22 protein-coding genes, 1 tRNA gene and 1 pseudogene are annotated in these 20555 nt (G+C 62.9%); 14 read left to right on the top strand and 10 right to left on the bottom strand.

Going from position 1 to position 20555, the window contains the following annotated elements:
• Positions 1–4 precede the first annotated feature (4 nt).
• The 4 genes from U1839_RS24025 to U1839_RS24010 all read right to left on the bottom strand — a co-directional run bounded on the left by U1839_RS24025 (position 5) and on the right by U1839_RS24010 (position 4317).
• Positions 5–772 (bottom strand): SDR family NAD(P)-dependent oxidoreductase, encoded by a 768-nt coding sequence (locus U1839_RS24025; protein ID WP_332806094.1) that lies wholly within the window; start codon positions 770–772, stop codon positions 5–7.
• Between the two features lie 2 nt (positions 773–774).
• Positions 775–1845: a phosphotransferase family protein gene (locus tag U1839_RS24020; RefSeq protein WP_332806093.1), complete on the bottom strand. Its 1071-nt coding sequence runs from the start codon at positions 1843–1845 to the stop codon at positions 775–777.
• The gene (locus U1839_RS24015) at positions 1845–2927 is read right to left on the bottom strand and encodes a Zn-dependent alcohol dehydrogenase (RefSeq protein ID WP_332806092.1); all 1083 of its coding nucleotides are present in this window, start codon (positions 2925–2927) and stop codon (positions 1845–1847) included. Before U1839_RS24015 ends, U1839_RS24020 begins: the two co-directional genes overlap by 1 nt.
• Before the next feature lie 112 nt (positions 2928–3039).
• Positions 3040–4317, bottom strand: coding sequence for an acyl-CoA dehydrogenase family protein (locus tag U1839_RS24010; protein WP_332806091.1), 1278 nt, complete (start codon positions 4315–4317; stop codon positions 3040–3042).
• Between the two features lie 145 nt (positions 4318–4462).
• On the opposite strand from U1839_RS24010, the gene U1839_RS24005 reads away from it, so the two are divergent.
• The 5 genes from U1839_RS24005 to U1839_RS23985 all read left to right on the top strand — a co-directional run bounded on the left by U1839_RS24005 (position 4463) and on the right by U1839_RS23985 (position 9195).
• Positions 4463–5707, top strand: a complete 1245-nt coding sequence (locus U1839_RS24005) for a TetR/AcrR family transcriptional regulator (protein ID WP_281124139.1) — start codon at positions 4463–4465, stop codon at positions 5705–5707.
• Between the two features lie 69 nt (positions 5708–5776).
• Positions 5777–6961, top strand: coding sequence for an acyl-CoA dehydrogenase (locus tag U1839_RS24000; protein WP_332806090.1), 1185 nt, complete (start codon positions 5777–5779; stop codon positions 6959–6961).
• The gene (locus tag U1839_RS23995) at positions 6961–8082 is read left to right on the top strand and encodes a CaiB/BaiF CoA transferase family protein (RefSeq protein WP_332806089.1); all 1122 of its coding nucleotides are present in this window, start codon (positions 6961–6963) and stop codon (positions 8080–8082) included. Before U1839_RS24000 ends, U1839_RS23995 begins: the two co-directional genes overlap by 1 nt.
• Before the next feature lie 74 nt (positions 8083–8156).
• Positions 8157–8915, top strand: coding sequence for a class II aldolase/adducin family protein (locus U1839_RS23990; RefSeq protein WP_281124142.1), 759 nt, complete (start codon positions 8157–8159; stop codon positions 8913–8915).
• Positions 8908–9195 carry a pentapeptide repeat-containing protein gene (locus U1839_RS23985; RefSeq protein WP_332806088.1) on the top strand — a complete coding sequence of 96 codons (288 nt, stop codon included), beginning with the start codon at positions 8908–8910 and terminating at the stop codon, positions 9193–9195. The genes U1839_RS23990 and U1839_RS23985 overlap by 8 nt, the downstream gene beginning before the upstream one ends.
• 6 nt (positions 9196–9201) lie before the next feature.
• Here the strand turns inward: U1839_RS23985 and U1839_RS23980 are convergent, their stop codons facing one another.
• Positions 9202–10002: a DODA-type extradiol aromatic ring-opening family dioxygenase gene (locus tag U1839_RS23980; RefSeq protein ID WP_332806087.1), complete on the bottom strand. Its 801-nt coding sequence runs from the start codon at positions 10000–10002 to the stop codon at positions 9202–9204.
• A 153-nt stretch (positions 10003–10155) separates the two neighbouring features.
• On the opposite strand from U1839_RS23980, the gene U1839_RS23975 reads away from it, so the two are divergent.
• The 7 genes from U1839_RS23975 to U1839_RS23945 all read left to right on the top strand — a co-directional run bounded on the left by U1839_RS23975 (position 10156) and on the right by U1839_RS23945 (position 16586).
• Positions 10156–10698: a (2Fe-2S)-binding protein gene (locus U1839_RS23975; protein WP_332806086.1), complete on the top strand. Its 543-nt coding sequence runs from the start codon at positions 10156–10158 to the stop codon at positions 10696–10698.
• A gap of 117 nt (positions 10699–10815) precedes the next feature.
• Positions 10816–11733 carry an RcnB family protein gene (locus tag U1839_RS23970; protein WP_332806085.1) on the top strand — a complete coding sequence of 306 codons (918 nt, stop codon included), beginning with the start codon at positions 10816–10818 and terminating at the stop codon, positions 11731–11733.
• 81 nt (positions 11734–11814) lie between these two features.
• Complete coding sequence (locus tag U1839_RS23965; protein WP_332806084.1) at positions 11815–12498, top strand: prolyl hydroxylase family protein; 684 nt, start codon at positions 11815–11817, stop codon at positions 12496–12498.
• 48 nt (positions 12499–12546) lie between these two features.
• On the top strand, positions 12547–14313 hold the full coding sequence (recJ, locus tag U1839_RS23960) for a single-stranded-DNA-specific exonuclease RecJ (protein WP_332806083.1): 1767 nt from the start codon (positions 12547–12549) through the stop codon (positions 14311–14313).
• 143 nt (positions 14314–14456) lie between these two features.
• Positions 14457–14532 (top strand) — tRNA-Glu (locus U1839_RS23955).
• Between the two features lie 282 nt (positions 14533–14814).
• Positions 14815–15960, top strand: coding sequence for a GmrSD restriction endonuclease domain-containing protein (locus tag U1839_RS23950; protein ID WP_332806082.1), 1146 nt, complete (start codon positions 14815–14817; stop codon positions 15958–15960).
• Entirely contained in the window at positions 15957–16586 is a 630-nt protein-coding gene (locus U1839_RS23945) for a hypothetical protein (RefSeq protein WP_332806081.1), read from the top strand. The genes U1839_RS23950 and U1839_RS23945 overlap by 4 nt, the downstream gene beginning before the upstream one ends.
• Positions 16587–16630: 44 nt before the next feature.
• Here U1839_RS23945 and U1839_RS26860 read toward each other — a convergent pair whose 3' ends face one another.
• Positions 16631–16858 carry a helix-turn-helix transcriptional regulator gene (locus U1839_RS26860; RefSeq protein ID WP_443030657.1) on the bottom strand — a complete coding sequence of 76 codons (228 nt, stop codon included), beginning with the start codon at positions 16856–16858 and terminating at the stop codon, positions 16631–16633.
• Positions 16859–16951: 93 nt separating this feature from the next.
• Here U1839_RS26860 and U1839_RS23940 point away from each other — a divergent pair, with 93 nt between their 5' ends.
• Positions 16952–17188 (top strand): helix-turn-helix domain-containing protein, encoded by a 237-nt coding sequence (locus tag U1839_RS23940; protein ID WP_332806080.1) that lies wholly within the window; start codon positions 16952–16954, stop codon positions 17186–17188.
• A 355-nt stretch (positions 17189–17543) separates the two neighbouring features.
• Entirely contained in the window at positions 17544–18773 is a 1230-nt protein-coding gene (locus U1839_RS23935) for a tyrosine-type recombinase/integrase (protein ID WP_332806079.1), read from the top strand.
• 238 nt (positions 18774–19011) lie between these two features.
• Here the strand turns inward: U1839_RS23935 and U1839_RS23930 are convergent, their stop codons facing one another.
• From U1839_RS23930 to U1839_RS23915, 4 genes and pseudogenes are all read right to left on the bottom strand, one after another.
• Positions 19012–19479 (bottom strand): CBS domain-containing protein, encoded by a 468-nt coding sequence (locus U1839_RS23930; protein ID WP_332806078.1) that lies wholly within the window; start codon positions 19477–19479, stop codon positions 19012–19014.
• A 93-nt stretch (positions 19480–19572) separates the two neighbouring features.
• Positions 19573–19959, bottom strand: a complete 387-nt coding sequence (sdhD, locus tag U1839_RS23925; protein ID WP_332806077.1) for a succinate dehydrogenase, hydrophobic membrane anchor protein — start codon at positions 19957–19959, stop codon at positions 19573–19575.
• Positions 19960–19963: 4 nt separating this feature from the next.
• Positions 19964–20365, bottom strand: coding sequence for a succinate dehydrogenase, cytochrome b556 subunit (sdhC, locus tag U1839_RS23920; protein WP_332806076.1), 402 nt, complete (start codon positions 20363–20365; stop codon positions 19964–19966).
• 21 nt (positions 20366–20386) lie between these two features.
• Positions 20387–20555: pseudogene (locus U1839_RS23915) on the bottom strand (succinate dehydrogenase iron-sulfur subunit); the annotation flags it as partial.

The following is a 20555-nucleotide window of genomic DNA, read 5'->3' as shown; positions in this document are numbered from 1 at the left end:
TCTCCTAGATCGTGACGCCGCCATCGATGACGACGGTCTGGCCGGTCATGTACGCGCTCGCCGCGCCGGCGAGGAAAACCACCGCACCGGCAATCTCCTCGGGCTGACCGATGCGGCGCAGTGGGGTGACGGCATTGCGGCGCTCGGCGGCCTTTTCGTCTTCCCACAAGGCGCGAGCGAAGTCGGTCTTGATCAGCCCCGGCGCGATGCAGTTCACGCGGATGTTGAACGGGCCATATTCGTGCGCGAGATTGCGGGCGAGCTGCATGTCGGCCGCCTTGGAAATGGCATAGGCGCCGATCACCGGCGTGCCGCGGATCCCGCCGATCGACGAAATGATGACGACCGACCCGGCCTTGCGCTCGCGCATCTCGGGCGCGACCATCGAGATCAGCCAGTGGTTGGAGACGATGTTGTTGTCGAGGATCTTGCGGAACTGCTCGTCGGCAATCCCTTCTGACGGGCCGTAATAGGGGTTGGACGCGGCATTGCAGACGAGGATGTCGATCGCTCCGAACGCGGCGCGCGTCGCCTCGACGAGATGCTGGAGCCCGGCCTTGTCGGAAATGTTGGCGGCAACCGCAATCGCCTTGCCGGGGCCGAACTCGGCATGGATTTCGGCAACGACAGCATCGCAGGCATCCTGCTTGCGGCTCGAAATGGCGACGCGCGCGCCGTGGCGGACAAGCTCGATCGCCGAGGCCTTGCCGATACCGCGCGTCGAGCCCGTGACGATCGCGACCTTACCCGTCAGGTCGAAGAGATTGGCCATGTTCAGTCCTTCGCTCCTGCCTGCTTGGCAAAGCCCCATGCCGCTTCGGCCAGCCCATAGACACGTTCCGCCGTCTTGGCGGCCTGCGCGCTAGAGGCGGTGCCGTCGACGATGCGCTTCTTGATGCCCTGGACGATGCCGGTCAGCCGAAAGAGGTTGTAGGCGAAATACCATTCGAGCTGCGGCACGCCGTCGCGGCCGGTGGCGGCACAATAGCGCTCGGTCACCTCGGCGATGGTGGGGATACCCGTTTCGGGGCCGGCCAGCCCCTTGACCCCCGAGCGCCCCTCGGGCTCGGTCACCCAGTTCATCAGCAGGTAGGAGAAATCGGCGAGAGGATCGCCAAGCGTCGACAATTCCCAGTCGAGCACGGCGATGACGCGCGGTGCGTCGGGCGCAAAGATCATGTTGTCGATGCGGTAATCGCCGTGCACGACCGATGTGCGCGTCTGCTCGGGCAAGGTCGCAGGCAGCCATTCGATCAGCCGCTCTACATCGGGCATGTGCTCGGTTTCCGAAGCGCGATATTGCTTCGTCCAGCGCGCGATCTGGCGTTCGAAATAATTGCCCGGCTTGCCGTAACTTTCGAGGCCGGCAGCGACATGATCGAGATTGTGCAGCGCTGCCAGCGTATCGACCATCGCGTCATAATGCGCGCGGCGCGCGGAAGGCGTGAGCTCGGGCATCGACCCGTCCCAGATCGTGCGACCCTCGACCATCTCCATGATGTAGAAGGCGGAACCGACGACGCCGTCGTCCTCGCACAGGCCGTAGGGGCGCGGCACGGGGAAGCCGGTCGGGTGGAGGCCGGCGATGACGCGATATTCGCGATCGACCGCGTGTGCAGAGGGGAGCAGCGGGCCGAACGGCTTGCGCCGCAGCACATAGGCGGTGGTCGGCGTGTCGAGCCGATAGGTCGGGTTCGACTGGCCGCCAGCGAATTTGGCATAGCTGAGCGGGCCGGCAAAACCTTCGACATGGCTTTCCATCCACGCGGCGAGCCGGACGAGGTCGAGCCGGTCGCGCTCCTCGACCGGGAGGGTGCCGGTCATGGTTTTCTGCGCGTCGCTCATCAGAACACGATCACCGAGCGCGTGGTGTCGCCCTTGCGCAGCTCGTCGAAGGCAACGTTGACCTGATCGAGCGGCATCCGGTCGGCGATGATCGTATCGAGATCCAGCAGGCCGCGCATGTAGAAGTCGACCAGGCGCGGGATTTCGACCGGGAAACGATTGGCGCCCATCAGCGCGCCCTGCAGGCGCTTGCCGCCGAGCAGATCCATCGCCGACAGGCCGACCTTCTCGTTGAGCGGCATCATGCCGAGGATCGTCGCGGTACCGCCACGCCGCAGCACCTTGACCGCGGTCGCGGCCGATTGCGCCCGGCCGACGGCCTCGATCGCGTGATGCACGCCGCCATTGCTGATCTCGACGACCTGCTCGGCGCAGCTGTCCGACAATGCGTCGACCGAATGGGTCGCGCCAAGCTTCTCGGCCAGCGCGCGCTTCTCGGCGACGGGATCAACGGCGACGATCTTGCCCGCACCCGCGATCCGCGCCGCATTTATCGCGGCGAGGCCGACGCCGCCGCAGCCGACGACGCACACCGTCTCGCCGGGGACGACATCGGCCGCGTTGAACACCGCCCCTGCCCCGGTCGTCACCGCGCAGCCGATGATCGCGGCGCGATCGAGCGGCATGTCGCGATCGATCGCGACACAGGCATGCTCATGGATGAGCATCATCTCGGCATAAGCCGAGAGGTTGAGCATCTGATTGACGACCGAGCCGTCAGCGAAGGTCAGGCGCGGCGCGGCACCCTTTGGCCGCCGCACGTCGGCTGCAATGCACAGCGACATGCGGCCCGTGACGCAGAACTCGCAGTGGCCGCAAAAGGCCGACAGGCAGGTGATCACGTGATCACCGACCTTGACCGTGCGCACCTCGCTGCCGACCGCCTCGACGACGCCCGCCGCCTCATGCCCCGGAATCGTCGGCATGGCGTGCGGATAGGCGCCATCCACGAAATGCAGGTCCGAGCGGCACACCCCGACCGCCGCGGTGCGGATCAGCACCTCGTGCGGCGCCGGGTTCGACACGATCACGTCTTCGATGGAGAGCGGTATGCCCGCCTCGAACAGAACGGCAGCTTTCACTCTTCACTCCAACATCCGTTCGCCCTGAGCTTGTCGAAGGGCCGTTTTTCTTCGTTCTGTCCGGACAAGGACGGTGCTTCGACAAGCTCAGCACGAACGGATTTTTCTCGGCCTAGCGCCGCATCGCTTCCTTGGCCGCGACCGCCTCGGGCAGGTCGGCATATTTGCCGAACTCGTTGCGGGCGATGGCGCGGTTGTGGACCTCATCGGGACCATCGGCGAAGCGCAGCGTGCGCATCGCGGCCCAGTCGTGCGCGAGATGGAAGTCCTGGCTGACGCCGCCACCGCCATGGGCCTGGATCGCATCGTCGAGAATCTGCAGCGCCATGTTGGGCGCGGCAACCTTGATCATCGCGATCTCGAGCTGCGCGGCCTTGTTGCCGGCCTTGTCCATCATGTCGGCGGCCTTGAGGCACAACAGGCGCGTCATCTCGATATCGATGCGCGCCTTGGCGATGCGCTGTTCCCATACCGAATGATCGGCGATGCGCTTGCCGAAAGCGACGCGCGTCAGCAGACGCTTGGCCATCGCCTCGATCGCGGTCTCGGCAACGCCGATCGTGCGCATGCAATGATGGATGCGCCCCGGCCCGAGCCGCCCCTGGGCGATCTCGAAGCCACGCCCCTCGCCGAGCAGGATATTCTCGGCCGGGACCTTCACATCGGTCAGCACGACCTCGCCATGCCCGTGCGGGGCATGGTCATAGCCATAGACCGAGAGCATGCGCTCGATCTTCACGCCGGGCGCTTCCATGTCGAGGATCATCATCGACTGCTGGGTGTGGCGCGTCGATTCGGGGTTGGTCTTGCCCATCAGGATCGCGACCTTGCAACGCGGATCGCCGACGCCCGACGACCACCATTTGGTGCCGTTGACGATATAGTGATCGCCGTCGCGCACCATCGAGGTCTGGATGTTGGTCGCATCCGACGAGGCAACCGCCGGCTCGGTCATCAGGAAGGCCGAACGGATCTCGCCGTTCATCAGCGGCTTGAGCCAGCGCTCCTTCTGCTCGCGCGTACCGTAGCGATGAAGCACTTCCATGTTGCCGGTGTCGGGTGCCGAGCAGTTGAAGCATTCGCTGGCCCAGCCGACCTTGCCCATTTCCTCGGCGCACAGCGCATATTCGAGATTGGTGAGCTGCGTGCCTTCGAAGGTGAAGCTGTCATCGACATGGGTGCGGCCCGATTGCGGCGGCATGAAGAAATTCCACAGGCCCTGCGCCCTGGCCTTCTCCTTCATTTCCTCGATCACCGGAATGACCTTCCAGCGCTCGCCCGACTTGGACTGCGCGTCGTAATCGGCCTGTCGCGGCCGGATGTTCTGGTCGATGAAGGTCTTCACGCGATCCCGGAAGAAGGTCTCTCGTTCGTTGAGCGTGAAGTCCATGGCGGCCTCTCGGATTTGCTGTTTCGGAGGGTCGCTTAAACCGTACCGCGTTTTCGGTAAAGCGCGATCGACACGGAAATCGTAGCGGTAAAGAGCGATGGAAAAAACACTGTCTCTTCGAAAATAAGCTGTTACAAATTTGTGGATGGAGGCCGAGCTAGCACCCCGACAGGATGAGGATACCTCGACGAAGCGTTTCAAGGCGAAGCGCGACGCGATCCTTGCCGCCGCCGCCGAGGCGATCAACGAGCAGAGCGCGAAGGGCATGACCTTTGCCGATGTCGCGCAACGCGTCGGGCTCAACACCACCAGCGTGACCTATTATTTCAAGCGCAAGGAAGACCTCGCCGCCGCCTGTTTCGAGCATACGCTCGACCGGTTGCAGGCGATGCTCGAAGAGGCGCTGGTCGAGCCGACGCCGCAGGCGCGAGTCGCCCGGTACCTGGCGATCAATTTCGACCGATTCGCGCGAATCGAACGCGGCGAGGAACAGGCCTTCGCCACGCTATCCGACCTGCGCGCGATGGAAGAGCCGTCGCGCGGGCGGCTGATGGCGGGATGGCAACGCGTGTTCCGGATGACGCGCACCTTATGGGGCCCGACCAACAACCGCCTCGAAACCGACCTGTACGGCGCGCGCGCGCATGCGCTGCTCGAGAACACGTTCTGGATTCCGGCGTGGCTGACGCGATACGATCTCGACCAATATGATCGTGTCCGCGCCCGGCTGATGGACGTGTTCGACCACGGCATCGCGGCCGATGGCGAAGGCTGGTCACCGACGCTGATCGACCTCGAGCATGACGATGCGGAAGCCGGTCGCGAGGCCTTTCTGCTGGCGGCGACGCGGCTGATCAACGAGCTCGGTTATCGCGGTGCGTCGGTGCAGAAGATCGCTTCGGAACTCAACGTCACCAAGGGCAGCTTCTACCATCATCTCGACGCCAAGGACGATCTGGTCACGGCGTGCTACAAGCGCAGCTTCGACACGATCGCCGACGCGCAGCATCTCGCCGACAGCCAAGGCGGCAGTCACTGGCATCGCCTGTCGAGCACCATCGCGACGCTGCTCGACGTGCAGTTTTCCGAGCGCGGCCCGCTGTTGCGCACCACCGCGCTGAGCGGCCTGCCGGTCGGCGTCAGGCGGACGATGATCGAGCGCTCCAACCGCATCGCGCGACGCTATTCTGGGACGATCAGCGACGGCATCGCCGAGGGCTCGATCCGCCCGATCGACCCGTTGATCTCGGCACAGTCGCTGATGGCGTTGCAGAACGCCGCCTTCGACATGCGCAAATGGGCATCGACCATGCCGCGCGACCGGGCGGTGGCGTTCTACGCCTCGACCCTCGCCTTCGGGCTGTTCGACGATCGGGTATTGTCGCTCTGAATCCCTTGCGGACGGGTGGACAAGACCCCTGCCCGGCTGGCACGGGCACGATATTCTTTGGAGATAGACATGGCCGGCATGGGCGCATTCGACTGGGCTGATCCCTTCCTGCTCGACGATCAGCTCGAAGACGACGAGCGGATGATCCGCGACAGCGCGCGCGCCTATGCGCAAGACAAGCTTGCACCGCGCATCATCGACGCCTTTGCGCACGAGACGACCGACCCGGAGATTTTCCGCGAAATGGGCGCGCTCGGGCTGCTCGGGCCGACGATCCCCGAGGAATATGGCGGCGTCGGCACCAACTATGTCGCTTATGGCCTGGTCGCGCGCGAGGTCGAGCGGGTCGACAGCGGCTATCGCTCGATGATGAGCGTACAGTCGAGCCTCGTGATGTTCCCGATCTTCGAATATGGCTCGGAAGAACAGCGCCGCAAATATCTGCCCAAACTGGCAAGCGGCGAATGGATCGGTTGCTTCGGCCTGACCGAGCCCGATGCCGGATCCGATCCCGGCGGCATGAAAACCCGCGCGGTAAAGACCGATGGCGGGTACCGCATTTCCGGCTCCAAGACGTGGATCAGCAACGCGCCGATCGCCGATGTGTTCGTCATCTGGTGCAAGTCCGACGCGCATGGCGGCGGTATTCGCGGCTTCGTGCTGGAAAAGGGCATGAAGGGGCTGAGCGCACCCAAGATCGAGGCCAAGCTGAGCCTGCGCGCCTCGATCACCGGCATGGTCATGATGGACGATGTCGAGGTCGGCGAGGACGCGCTGCTCCCCGAGGTGCAGGGCCTCAAGGGGCCGTTCGGATGCCTCAACCGCGCCCGCTATGGTATTTCATGGGGCGCGCTGGGCGCGGCCGAGTTCTGCTTTCACGCCGCGCGGCAATATGGGCTCGACCGCGCACAATTTGGCCGTCCGCTCGCCGCGACTCAGCTCTACCAGAAGAAGCTCGCCGACATGCAGACCGAGATTGCGCTCGGCCTGCAGGCGAGCCTGCGCGTCGGGCGCCTGATGGACGCCGACAAGTTCGCGCCGGAGATGATCTCGATCGTCAAGCGCAATAATGTCGGCAAGGCGCTCGACATCGCGCGGCTGAGCCGCGACATGCATGGCGGCAACGGCATTTCGGGAGAATATCAGGTAATGCGCCATTTGATGAACCTCGAGACGGTCAACACCTATGAGGGTACTCACGACGTGCATGCACTGATCCTCGGTCGCGCCATCACCGGCATCGCGGCGTTCTGATGGGCGCCCATGCCCCGCTGGCCGGCCTGCGCATCCTCGAACTTGCCGGGATCGGCCCGGGGCCGTTCTGCGGCATGATGCTCGCCGACCATGGCGCCGAGGTGATCCGGGTCGAGCGGCCCAACGCCAGCAGCCTGACCGAGCGCGAGCGCGACCCGCTGCTGCGATCACGCCGCTCGATCACGCTCGACCTGAAGGACCCGGCCGCTGTCGCGGCGGTGCGCCGGCTCGCCGCGACCTGCGACGGCCTAATCGAGGGGTTTCGGCCCGGCGTGATGGAACGGCTCGGCCTTGGCCCCGACGTGCTGCTCGGCGATAACCCGAAGCTCGTCTATGGCCGCATGACCGGCTGGGGCCAGACCGGGCCGCTCGCCCCCGAACCGGGTCACGACATCAATTACGTCGCGATCTCGGGCGCGCTGCACGCTTTCGGCGAGGCGGGACGCAGGCCGGTGCCGCCGATCAACCTTGCCGGCGATTTCGGCGGGGGCGGCATGTTCCTCGCCTTCGGCATGCTTGCCGCGATCCTTCAGGCGCAGGCGACGGGCCAGGGCCAGGTGGTCGACTGTGCGATGACCGAGGGCTCGTCAGTGCTGATGAGCATGATGTGGGGCTTTCGCGCGATGGGGCGGTGGAGCGACAAGCGCGGCACCAACCTGCTCGACGGCGGGGCGCATTTCTACGACACCTATGAAGCCGCCGACGGCAAATGGCTGGCGGTCGGCGCGATCGAACCGCCCTTCTACGCGGCGCTGCGCACGGTGATGGGGCTGAACGACGGGGAATGGGACGCGCAGTTCGCTCCGGCGATGTGGCCACGCCTTAAGGCCGAACTGACCCGGCGCTTTGCCGAGCGCACACGCGACGAATGGGTCGCTGCCTTTGCCGGGCACGAGGCGTGCGTCGCACCGGTGCTCGACTTCGACGAGGCGGTCGCGCACCCACACAATGTAGCGCGGCAAAGCTTCGTTACCGCTGGCGGCGTCACCCAGCCCGCACCCGCGCCGCGCTATTCGCTCAGCGGTACCACGTCGCCGCGTATGGCGGGTGCGGCGGAGGGCCGCGCGATTCTGACGGAAGCGGGCTTCGACGAAGATGAGATCGCCGCGCTGGGCCAGTAGCACGCAACTCTGGCCATCATCGCGGTGCTGCGATAATATGGCGCATACCAACCGCTCGAAACCGGAGAGTGACCATGGCGACCGCCGTCCTTCGCAACAGCCAGATGAGCGCATCCGAATGGGAAGCGCGCCAGCAGCTCGCCTCCTGCTACCGCGTGTTCGACATGCTCGGCTGGTCGGAGATGATCTACAACCACATCACGGTGAAGCTCGACGAGGAAGGCGCCTTCCTGATCAACCCGTTCGGGCTGCATTTCAGCGAGGTGACGGCGTCGAACCTGGTCAAGATCGACATCGACGGCAACAAGCTCGATGACAATCCCTACCCCGTCAACCGCGCCGGCTTCGTCCAGCACGCGCTGTTCCATCGCCATTTGCCCGATGCGCACTGCATCATGCACACCCATACCACCGCCGGCATGGCGGTCAGCTCGGTCGAGGGCGGATTGCGCCCGACCAATTTCTACGCCTGCAATTTTGCCGGGCAGATCGCATACCATGACTTCGAAGGCGTCACCGTGCGCGACGAGGAAGGGACGCGCCTGATGGAGCATCTCGGCGACAAGCGCGTGATGCTGCTCAAGAACCACGGCATCCTGGTAATGGGCAAGACGCTGCCTGAGGCCTTCATCAAGCATTGGTCGCTGCAGCGCGCGTGCGAGATCCAGATCGCCACTGCCTCGATGGGCACGCCGATCGAGGTTTCGCCCGAGGTGATCGCGGTGCACCAGCGCGACCTGTACATGGCGCAGGTGCCGGGCGGCACGGGCACGGCCGATTTCGCCGCGATGGTGCGCAAGGTCGACAAGATCGATCCGAGCTGGCGTGACTGAGGCGCCGCGCCGATCCGCCGATAGCCCTGAGGCTGACGCCCGGTCTTTCGACGACGAGCGGCTGGCCGGCGCGCAGTTCCACAATTGCTCGCTTGCCGGGGCCAGATTCGACGACTGTGATCTGTCTGCTGCCACGTTCAGCAACGTCAATTTTCGCGGCGCGCGTTTCAACAACCTCAGTCTGACGGACGTGTCGATCGACGATGCCGACATCACCGGGCTCACGATCTTCGGGATTGATATCCAGGCGCTGATCCGCGCTGAACTGGCGCGCGGATAGACCAGCTCAGCCGAAGCGGTACCCGGACACCGCCCAGCCCATGACATGGTCACGATAGTCGCAGCGGGCGGAATCACCAGCACCAGCGCCGAGCGCAACCATCAGCGGGAGCAGATGTTCCTCGCGCGGATGCGCGAATCTGGCGTGCGGCAGCTCTGCCCAACGTGACACGCGTGCGGCACGCGCCACCGGGTCCGGGTCGACCACCGCGTCGGTCAGGGCGGCGTCCCATTTGTCGGCGAGCGGCGTCACCGAGGCCCCGCGCGCGCGCAGATTGTGGAAGCTCATGCCCGAACCGATAATCAGCACGCCCTCGTCGCGCAGTGGTGAAAGCGCGCGGCCCATCGCGATATGCGCTGCCGGGTCCAGATCCTGGCGGAGCGACAGTTGGGCGAGCGGGATGTCGGCGCCGGGAACCGCGACCATCATCGGAATGAACACGCCATGGTCCCAGCCGCGCTGCGTCTCCTCCGTCGTGGCGAAACCAGCGACACCGAGCAGCGCAGCGGCGCGCCGTGCGACGTCAGGGGCGCCCGGGGCCGGCCATGCGAGGTTATAGGTATGTTCCGGAAAGCCGTAATAATCGAACAGCAGCGGCTGACCGGTGCCGATATTCACGGCAACCGGCATTTCTTCCCAATGCCCCGAGACGAGCAGGATCGCGCGTGGTCGTTCGGGCAACGACGCGATGATGCCCGCGAGATAGGCTTGCATGCCCTGCCACATCGGATCGGGCGCGCCGCCATCGGGGTCCATGAAGAAGCATGGGCCGCCGCCATGGGGGATGAAGAGGGTTGGTTGTCGCATGGTCATGATATCGGCGAGGCCGGCGGGCACGGCAATCGCGCGTTATGAAACACCCCGTTTCGCAATACGGTCGCACAAATGCTGCGGCATGGCGCGGGATCGGCCGAAAACCGTTTCCCACTTTCCGACTGGATCGCCTAAGGTCGGCGCCTGATGACCCGCTTCACCGTCAACAACCAACCCGTCCACTATCGCATGGACCCCGAGACGCCGTTGCTCTGGGCGTTGCGCGACGCGTCGAACCTGACGGGGACGAAATATGGCTGCGGCAATGGCGAATGCGGCGCCTGCATCGTCGATATCGACAACGAGGCGGTGCGCGCCTGCCAGGCGAATATCGGGGCGATCGAGGGCAGCATCGTAACCACCATCGAAGGCCTTTCACGCGAGCGCGACCATCCGGTGCAGCTTGCTTTCATCGAAGACAATGTCTCGCAGTGCGGCTTCTGCATTCCCGGACTGGTGATGGCGGCGGCGGTATTGCTCAAGAAGAACCGGAATCCGACCGAGGAAGACATCAAGGTGGCGATCACCAATATCTGCCGCTGCGGCATCTATCCCCGCCTCGTCGAGGCAATCATGAAGGCGGCTCGCGTTCAACGCGGCGACGAGACGATCGATAGCGCTTCATCTCCCGGCATCGCCCCCGCCGAAGCATCGCGCCTGGTGCCCGCGCTGACACCGGCACGCCGATGAGCCGGCGCAGAAAGCTTTCTGAACGCTGACACTCGGGTTCAGAAACAGGTCAGCCGAGGAAGCGTAAAAAGACAGCAAGCCGGGTGATGTCATGCGGCGATGAGGAGGAATTCTTCGATGCGTAAGATCTTGCTTGCCGCGATCATGGCAGCCTCGGCCCTGGTGCCGGCGGCAGCGTTCGCGCAGAATGACGAACATGGACGCGGCGGCTGGCGCCAGCAGCGCGAGGGCGGTGGTGGCGATCAGCCGCGCCCGCAGCCGCAGCCGCAGCCGCGTCAGGAAGCACCGCGCCAGTTCCAGCAGCCGCAGGTGCAGCAACCCCAGCCGCAGCCGCGGTTCGAGCGGCCGCAAGGAGGCGGTTTCCAGCGCGGCGACGGCGGCGCGGGTTTCCAGCGTCCTGACCGTGGTCAGCCTCCAGTCCAGGTCCAGCAGGGCGATGGGCAGGGTCGGCGTTGGGGCGGCTGGTCGGGCCGTCCGCAGCAGGCACAGCCGCCGGTCATCGCCGCACCGCCGCAGCAGCAGCAGGCGTGGCGGCAGGATCGTCGCGACGGGCGCCCCGATCAGCGTGTCGAGGGCCGGCCACAGGGCGGGCGCGGCGGCGACTGGCAGGGCAATGACGGCCGTCGCGGCAATGACGGTCAGCGTGGCGACTGGCGCGGCAATGGCGGGCAGCGCGGCGACTGGCACGGGGACCGTGGTCAGCGCGCCGACAATCGTGGCGGCAACTGGAACCGCGGCTGGCGCAACGACAGTCGTTACGACTGGAATCGCTCGCGCCGCTACAATCGCGAAAATTTCCACCTGCCGCGCTACTACGCGCCCTATGGCTGGGATAATGGCTATCGGCGCTTCTCGATCGGCTTCCGGCTGAGCTCGATCCTGTTCGAGCAGAATTACTGGATCGACGATCCCTATTATTATGACCTGCCGCCGGCCTATGGCCCCTATCGCTGGGTACGCTATTACAACGACGCGCTGCTGGTCGACATCTATACCGGCGAGGTGGTCGACACGGTGTACGACATCTTCTGGTAGGTTCGGTCCCAAGAAGCAGGGAGGCCCGGTGGCAACACCGGGCCTCTTGTCTTTTGGCGGCGGCGCGGCGAGGAAGGCGTCATGCTGTTCCGCAAGAAATCGGGCAACGCCTCTCCTGTCCGGCAGCTGACCGGGCTAAGCGTCTCGCAGCGCCTCGAGGCCAATCCCCGCATCAAGCGCGCGCCGCTCGAGACGGTGCAGATCTATTATCATCCCGATTTTCTCGACGTTGCGCAGTGCGCCAAGCTCCGGCAGATGATCGACGCCAACCGGCGCCCGTCGACACTGCTCGCCGACCCCAACGAACCCAATTATCGCACCAGCGAGAGTTGCGACATGGATCGCTGGTCGCCCGACGTGCGCCCGATCGACGAGGCGATCGCCATGCTGCTCGGAATCGACCCCGACAATGGCGAGACGATGCAGGGCCAGCGCTATGCGATCGGCCAGCAATTCCGCCCGCATCATGACTATTTCCACGAGAATGAGCCCTATTGGCCGAGCATGGTCGCGTGCGGCGGGCAGCGCACCTGGACGGCGATGATCTTCCTCAACGATGTCGAGGAAGGCGGCGCGACCTGGTTTCCGCAGGCCGGCATCCGCGTCGCGCCCAAGCGGGGCTTGCTGCTCGCCTGGAACAACATGAACCCCGACGGCAGCCCGAACACGCTGACACTGCACGAGGGCATGCCGGTGGTGAAGGGCACGAAATACATCATCACCAAATGGTTTCGCGAGGGCCGCTGGCTGCCCAATTATAACTGAGGCGCGCGCCGCCCTCGACAATCGCCCGCACTGTTCTAAGCCCGCGCCATGACCGGCACCGTTCTCAACGTCACCTCCTCGATCCTCGGCCAACCGTGGCGCTGGCGCGCGCTGGCCGCCGATGCCCGCGACCCCGGCTTCACGCCCGACGATCTCGTCACACAGCTGCTGCTGTCCCGCGGCTGCCCGCGTGAGGGGCTGGAGGCGCATCGCAACCCCAGCATCCGCGCCTTCATGCCCGACCCGTCGATCTTTCATGACATGGACCGCGCTGCGGAGCGCCTGGCCGATGCGATCGCCGCGAGTGAGCAGATCGCGGTGTTCGGCGATTACGACGTCGACGGCGCTACCTCGGCGGCATTGCTGATCCTGCTGCTGCGCGATCTCGGGATCGAGGCGCGCCCGTACATCCCGGATCGGCTGATGGAAGGATATGGTCCCTCCGGCGCTGCGCTGGTGCAGCTCAAGAGCGAAGGCGCGCAGCTGATCGTGACGGTCGATTGCGGCGCGCAGGCGTTCGAGGCGCTCGACATGGCACGCGAGGCCGGCGTCGACGTGATCGTCGTCGATCACCACAAATGCGCCGCTGCGCTCCCGCACGCCTGGGCGCTGGTCAACCCGAACCGGCTCGACGAAACCGAGGGCGCGGCGCACGGCCATCTCGCGGCGGTTGGCGTCGCCTTTCTGCTCGGCGCTGCGCTTGTCCGGACGCTGCGTACACGCGGTTTTTTCGCCGGCCGTGCCGAACCTCGCCTGCTCGACCTGCTCGACATCGTCGCGCTCGGCACCGTCGCCGACGTGGCACAATTGCGCGGCCTCAACCGCGCCTTCGTGTCGCAGGGCCTTAAGGTGATGGCGCAGCGCCGCAACATCGGGCTCAACGCGCTCATCACGGCATCGCGACTCAGCCGCGCGCCGACCGCGACCGATCTTGGCTTCGCACTGGGCCCGCGGATCAATGCCGGTGGCCGCGTCGGCAAATCCGACCTCGGCGTGCGCCTGCTGACGACGCGCGACCCGGCCGAAGCGGAGAGCATCGCAGCCGAACTCGACCGGCTGAACGAGGAGCGCCGGTTGATCGAGGCGCAGGTGCAGGAAGGCGCCGAGGCGCTGGCGATCGGCAAGAGCAATCGCGCGGTGATCGTCGTTGCGGGGCGCAACTGGCATCCCGGCGTGATCGGGATCGTGGCGGGGCGGCTGAAGGAAAAATATGGCCGGCCGGCGATCGTCATCGCGCTGGATGGCGACGGCGTCGGAAAGGGCTCTGGCCGCTCGATCGCAGGGGTCGATCTGGGCGCCGCCGTGCTTGCGGCGAAGGATAGCGGCTTGCTCGTCGTCGGCGGCGGGCACGCCATGGCGGCCGGGCTGACGATCGCCGAAGATCAGCTCGACGCGTTCGAGGCCTTTCTTGCCGATCGCCTCGATGCCGCCGTCACGCGGTCGATCGGGGATCGTGCGCTGTTGCTCGATGCCCTGCTCGCGCCGGGCGGCGTCACGCCTCAGCTGGTTGAGGCGATGGATGTCGGCGGCCCCTATGGCATGGGTTGGCCACAGCCGCGCGTCGCCGCCGGGCCGCTGCGAATCATCAAGGCCGATATCGTCGGCAGCGGCCATGTGCGGGTGATCGCCAGCGGCGACGACGGCCGCAGTCTGAAGGCCGTGGCGTTTCGCCAGGCCGAAACCGCGCTGGGTGCTGCACTGCTCGGCGCCCCACCCCACCGCCGCCTGTGGCTGGCAGGACGCGCCCGAATCGACGACTGGGGTTCGCGCAAAGCGGCGGAACTGCATATCGACGACGCGGCGTGGGCGGATTGAGCAAGGATCGCGGCGCGGCGTGAGCCGCCAGATTGCCTCGGTAACGCGTTCCCTTCGCCTGCCATGCCACGACACGTTACGCGGTGGGTTGACCGCCTCGTCCCATTTCCCTAACCGCCTGCTCCACGCCTGCTCTGTAGCATGGCCCCTTCGTCTAGCGGTCTAGGACGCGGCCCTTTCACGGCTGAAACACGGGTTCGATTCCCGTAGGGGTCACCAGGCTTATAAAGCATTGAAAACAAATGCTTTTATTGGCGGCTATGGGTTTCCAGCGCAGCATTTTCGGGGTTACGCCGGGGTTACACTTGGGTCCTAGGTGCGGTCTAATGCGTTCAGCCCACTGCAACGCCCCAGCGTCAAGGCACTGTTTTATGGCGTTTTTCTCTTTTTCTACCTAGCGAGTGTACGCGACGCGGCCCTTTGGCCTCGAAAACACGGGGTCGCACTAGGCGAACCGCTGTCAGGTTCTGAGTCGACATCACTGGGGGAGCCGGTCATTACATGGCCCAGCAGATGGCGAGGATCGCGAGAAGTGACGGCAAACTCCGTGCCTTCAAGGCAGCGAACGAAAACCGGGAATCAAGAATGAAGCAATTTGATGCACGGTCATACAGTATCGCCGATTTCTTGGAGTGGGACGGAGCAAATCAGCTCGATCTGTCACCGAAGTTTCAGCGCCGCAGCGTCTGGACACGCGCTGCTAAATCTTTTTTGATCGACACGGTCCTTCGCGGCAAGCCGATGCCGAAAGTCCTGCTAACCCAAGACCTCGTGGGCAAAAAAAATATTCGCACCGTCGTCGACGGTCAGCAGCGTATCCGCACAATCCTCGAGTTTGTCGCGGGCGGATTCACGGTCCTAGCTGCGCATAACCCGGAATACGCTGGTAAGAAGTTCGACGACTTAGAGAATGAGGTTCAGGGCGTAATTCTACAGTATGAGCTCGGAGTTGACCTTCTTTATAATGTCAGCTTGGCTGATATGTTAGATATCTTCGCGAGAATTAATACCTATTCCGTCACATTGAATACGCAAGAAAAGCTGAACGCAAAATATCTTGGGGTTTTCAAAACTACAGCGTACGAGTTGGGCCATTCCTACGTTAACTACATGCTTGATGGCAGCGTTCTCTCGGAGAAAAGTGTCAGTCGCATGGGGGAGGCTCAACTGGCATCCGATCTCCTCGTTGCCCTAATCGGCGGAGTGCAGACGGTAAAGAATATTGAACGATATTACAGAGAGTATGAAAATAATGAAGTCGTTCCTGATAATGTACGTGACGCTGTAGAACTTTATCGTGCTACTATGCAGCGTATTGGTGCTATATATCCGCCAAAGGATCTAGCGAATACAAACTGGTCGCGTCCACACTGGTTTTACACACTATTCACTTGCGTTGCGCACTCACAGCGTGGCCTTGGGGGCCTTGAAGGCTCGCCACAACCTCATTTAACGGAAGCATCAGTGGTTCATTGGCGCAGTGGATTGGATGAACTGAGTGCTCTGTATGACCGTTACACCGAGGATAATGAAGACGATGTGCCAGCGGCATTCGCGCGGTTTATCAATTTTTCTCAACGCCGCACGACCGATACCGAAGCGAGAAGAGAGCGAGCGAGGTATGTTCTGGCAGCAATAGAGGGATGACATCGGATGAACTGGTAGCCTACAGCGCTTCTATCGCGGAGCGTCACATCGCGACGATGCTGATGGTAGATGAGCTAGAGACCGCCCCAGCTGACAATGAGTCTAAGGATTACAAGTCTGATGCTTTAGCTGAGGCTATATTTCTTAGGTCATTCACCGCATATGAAGGTGTAGTCGAGCGCTTGTTCTTACACTATGTCACCGGCGGCGCATCGCTTTCGGGGATTAGTGCAAATAGCTACCTCAGTATTGATAATGAGTCCCACGCACGGCAGTTGACAAAAGCTGGGTATAAATTTCTGAGCTGGGCCAAACCTTCTGAAATAAGATCAACGGCGCAGAACTACATAGAACGTGGCTGGCCCCTAGTTGATATGATGGCAGCAAAAGAGCAAGCTCTTGCGGATTGCGAGAGAATCCGCAATCGGATTGCTCACACATCGATAGAGGCTGATCAGCAATTCAATACTGTGCAAAGGAATATGCTAACGACTGAACGACTCTTCGCGATCACTCCCGGGCAATTTCTCAGAATAAGAAGCACCCGGCTGCGGAAGCTACATATTGGATATTATATTGAAGTGATGACGGAGACTCTGGAGGCGTTACTTGACCCCCGTCTTTAGCAGCGCGACATTACACACACATCGGTGGCCGATCGTTGTGCATCTCAGTCCCCAAAATAATTCTGTGGCTCACCTATCCCGGATAGGTCGTCGACCCATCGGTCCAGCAGCTTCCGATCCCATAGGAGGCGACGACCAATGCGATGGGGCTCGGGTAGCGCACCCGACCGCCACTGCTGTTCGAATGTGCGCTCGCTGACGCCGAGGTAGGCAGCAGCGATCGCTTGGCCAAGGAGACGAACAATAGGCGGCGCGACTTGGCGGCTCTCCATACCTGCCTCCCCTCCGTTGCGCATCGCTACCCGATTTTGGGGTGAAAGCAAACGGGTCCTTACCGATGTTTTTCACATCGAAGGCGAGTACCGGTGGCAGGCGGGGTTCACGACGAGCGATACCAGGCATTGATCGATGGCCTACGCAGGGCGCGGATCGCCGCGAATATCAGCCAGACCGATCTGGCGGCCCGGCTGGGCCGTCGGCAGCAGTTCATATCCAAATTTGAGTCTGGCGAGCGTCGTCTTGACGCCATCGAGTTTTACGACATTGCGAAGCAGCTCGGGGTGGCGTGGGATGACCTTATAAGGAGAGTATGTGTCCCGTGATCATCTGCATGCGTGTTAGGCGCACTGCACACATCGATTGAAATTCGCCCACGCCGAGTGTAACCCCGTTCTCGTAACATATTGATTTCTAATGGCCTCGCGTAACCCCAATTAACCAAGAAAACCTATTATTATCAATAGCTTAAGGTTTTCACGGCTGAAACACGGGTTCGATTCCCGTAGGGGTCACCAAAACACCCTCCCAGAGGGTGCCAGAATGTGCCGTAAATGGCTGTTTTCTGCGGTTTTTTGTGGTATGTTCGTCTCAATCGGACTGGCGCGATACCACCACATACCAACGATCTGATGGTATTTCTGATGGCAGCGCGCCGGTCGCCCGGTTGGAGATACCATCATGGCATTGTCCGTCGTTGCGATCAAAGCGGCCAAGAATCGCGAGAAGCCCTATAAACTGAGCGATACCGATGGCCTCTACCTGCTGGTGACGCCATGCGGCGCTCGCTACTGGCGGATGAACTATCGCCACCTCGGCAAGCAGAAGACGCTGTCGTTCGGCGTCTGGCCCGATACAGGGCTCGCCGAAGCCCGCGCCGACCGGGATGCGGCACGCAAGGTCCTGGCGCGCGGCGATGACCCGGCCGAGCGGATCAAGCTCGACCGGATTGCCGCTACCGTAGCCGCCTCGAACAGCTTCAAGGCAGTGGCCGATGAGTGGCTGATCAAGCTGGAGAAGGAAGGCCGGTCACCGGTCACGATGAAGAAGTTGCGCTGGCTGCTAGGTTTCATCAACGCATCCATCGGCAAGCGCCCGATCGCTTCTGTCCCGGCGCATGAACTGCTGGTGATGCTGCGCAAGATGGAGAGCAAGGGTCGTTACGAGACGGCCAAGCGGCTACGCAGTACCTGTTCGCAGATCTTCCGCTACGCCATCGCCACGGCGCGGGCGGAGCGCGATGTCGCAGCCGACCTGCGCGGAGCGCTGATTGTGCCCAAGCCTGTACACCGCGCCGCCATCACGACGCCCAATGAGGCCGGCGCGCTGCTTCGCGCCGTCGAGAGCTTCGAGGGCTATCCGAACACTCGCGCGGCGCTCCGGCTGCTGCCCCATGTGTTCGTGCGGCCAGGCGAGTTGCGCTTTGCCGAATGGGCGGATTTCGACTTCGACAAGGGGGTGTGGACGATCCCGCCGCACAAGACCAAGATGCGGCGTCTCCATGCCATCCCCCTCACCCGTCAGGTTCTCGCTATAATCGCCTCGATCGAGCACGACGCCGACTATAGCTCGTTCCTTTTTCCGTCGCTTCGGTCAGTCGATCGACCCATGTCGGAAAACACCATCAACGCCGCGTTGCGCCGAATGGGCTATGCCCAGCATGAAATGACCGGTCATGGCTTTCGCGCCATGGCAGCGACGCTGCTCAATGAGATGGGGCTTTGGCATCCCGACGCCATTGAGCGCCAGCTTGCGCACTGCGACAACAATGCCGTTCGCCGCGCCTATACCCGCGGCGAATATTGGGACGAGCGCGTGCGCATGATGCAGCACTGGTCGAACCATCTCGATTTCCTGCGCGATGGCGCCAAGGTTCTCAAAGGCAGGTTCGGCGAAACCGGGAAACGGTGAATAACGTACTTGGGTTCCCCGATTAGCGCCGATTTACGATTGCGCGCTCTCGAAAAATGTTGTGGGCCAATGCCTTGAGCGCATCCGATGGGTCTGCTTTTGACGCCGGTTCACACTGTAGTTCCGTTTAGGCGTTCGGTGCCCCTTGGTTCCGGTCGACACTGCGGTCACGCCGATCGGGACGCCGCTGCGGACGCATAAGCGTTGCGTCTTCAGGCTGACGTGGTCGTGGTCGTGGTCAACGATAGCCCACGCCCATCACGTAATCCTGCAACAACGCTTCGGTGTCTTCTGCGTCAGTCAACAGGATCTGGAGAATGTCGCGCGCATGGAGCAAACCAAGGGGCTTGGACTCGTCATCCACGACAGGAACATTCTTGAGGCCCCGCTCTTTCATCCGCGCCCATACGTCGCTGAGGGAGTCCGCGGGTCGGCAGAGCAGAACTTTACTGGTCATCACGACGGCGGCGGCCGCTACGCAACTCGCCCCCTGACAACGGCTGATCTGATTGACGATGTCCGTTTTCGTGATGACGCCGACCAGAAGACCCGCCGCATTGCACACGATCACGAGCTCGATCCCCGGCCGCAGAAGCGCCGCTGCCTCGATCAATGCCACATTATCTGCGATAATCACGAGCCTTTCTCGTGCCTTGGGAAGCAGCCCTTCGACGACGAGGGTTTTATTCGCTGGCCAATTCGTCATGCTACGTCCCTTACTTGGCAGCCGCTTCCTTCGATCGGGCCGGGTTCGCTGCACTGATTCTCGACAATTTCGGTTGAGGGCGCATCGTCGCTCTCAATCGATGAAAACAAATCGCAGGGTAGCCATGATGCCTGCGGTCGCCATGGCGAAGCATACGAGACGCATCGTGATCACCGCTGTGAACTTGATTCCCGAGTGGACATAGTCCTCGATCACGACCTGAAGCCCAAGCGCGGTATGATAAAAGAGAGCGATCAGCAGCAGGACCATCGGGATGGAGGCGAGCGGAGTCCTCAGCCAGCCGACAAAAGCGGTGTGATCGCTGCCGGTATGCACGATAATTGACACAACGAACCACAGTGTCAGAGGTACTAGGGCGACGGCTGAGACACGCTGGGCCCACCAAGCACTGACGCCATCCTTGGCCGAGCCGAGGCCAATCGCACGCGCCAGCGGCGAGCGCATATCGTGACCGTTCATGACTCTATCCCGCCATCAACAGGCTGATGACCCAGGCTGCCAGCGTGAGGACGACGCTGGAGGCCACGACCACCCATCCCGATATGTAGACCGATCGCAGCTCGAACCCGTGGACGGTATCCCAGACCAAGTGCCGAATGCCGCCGCAGAAGTGCAGGAAAAAGGCGAAGGTGACCCCGAACAGCACGATCTTGCCGGCCCAGGATGCGATAGCGCTCTGGACAACCGAGAAGGCCTGCGATCCCGCCGCCGCCGCCAGCAACCAGACCACCAACGCAACCGCGCCGAGGCTCAAGATGATACCCGTGATCCGGTTGAGGACCGAAAGGACTGAGGTGAGCTGCGGCCGATAAATCTGCACGTTCGGAGACAGCGGTCTCGATCGTTTTGCCAGGGGGCCGGACATGGTCGCTCTCTTCCTTCGCGTTCAGCTTCGGCGTTCGATCAGGAGCTTCTTGGTTTCCGCGATCGCTTTGCCGGGATTGAGTCCCTTCGGACAGGTCCGGGTGCAATTGAGGATGGTATGGCAGCGATAGAGCCGGAATGGATCTTCCAGCGCGTCCAGTCGTTCGCCGGTCGCCTCGTCGCGACTGTCG

This window comes from Parasphingomonas halimpatiens (assembly GCF_036663795.1).
Classification (GTDB): domain Bacteria; phylum Pseudomonadota; class Alphaproteobacteria; order Sphingomonadales; family Sphingomonadaceae; genus Sphingomonas.
The sequence above is the reverse complement of the archived record's forward strand: the minus strand, read 5'-3'. Positions and strand labels throughout refer to the sequence as shown.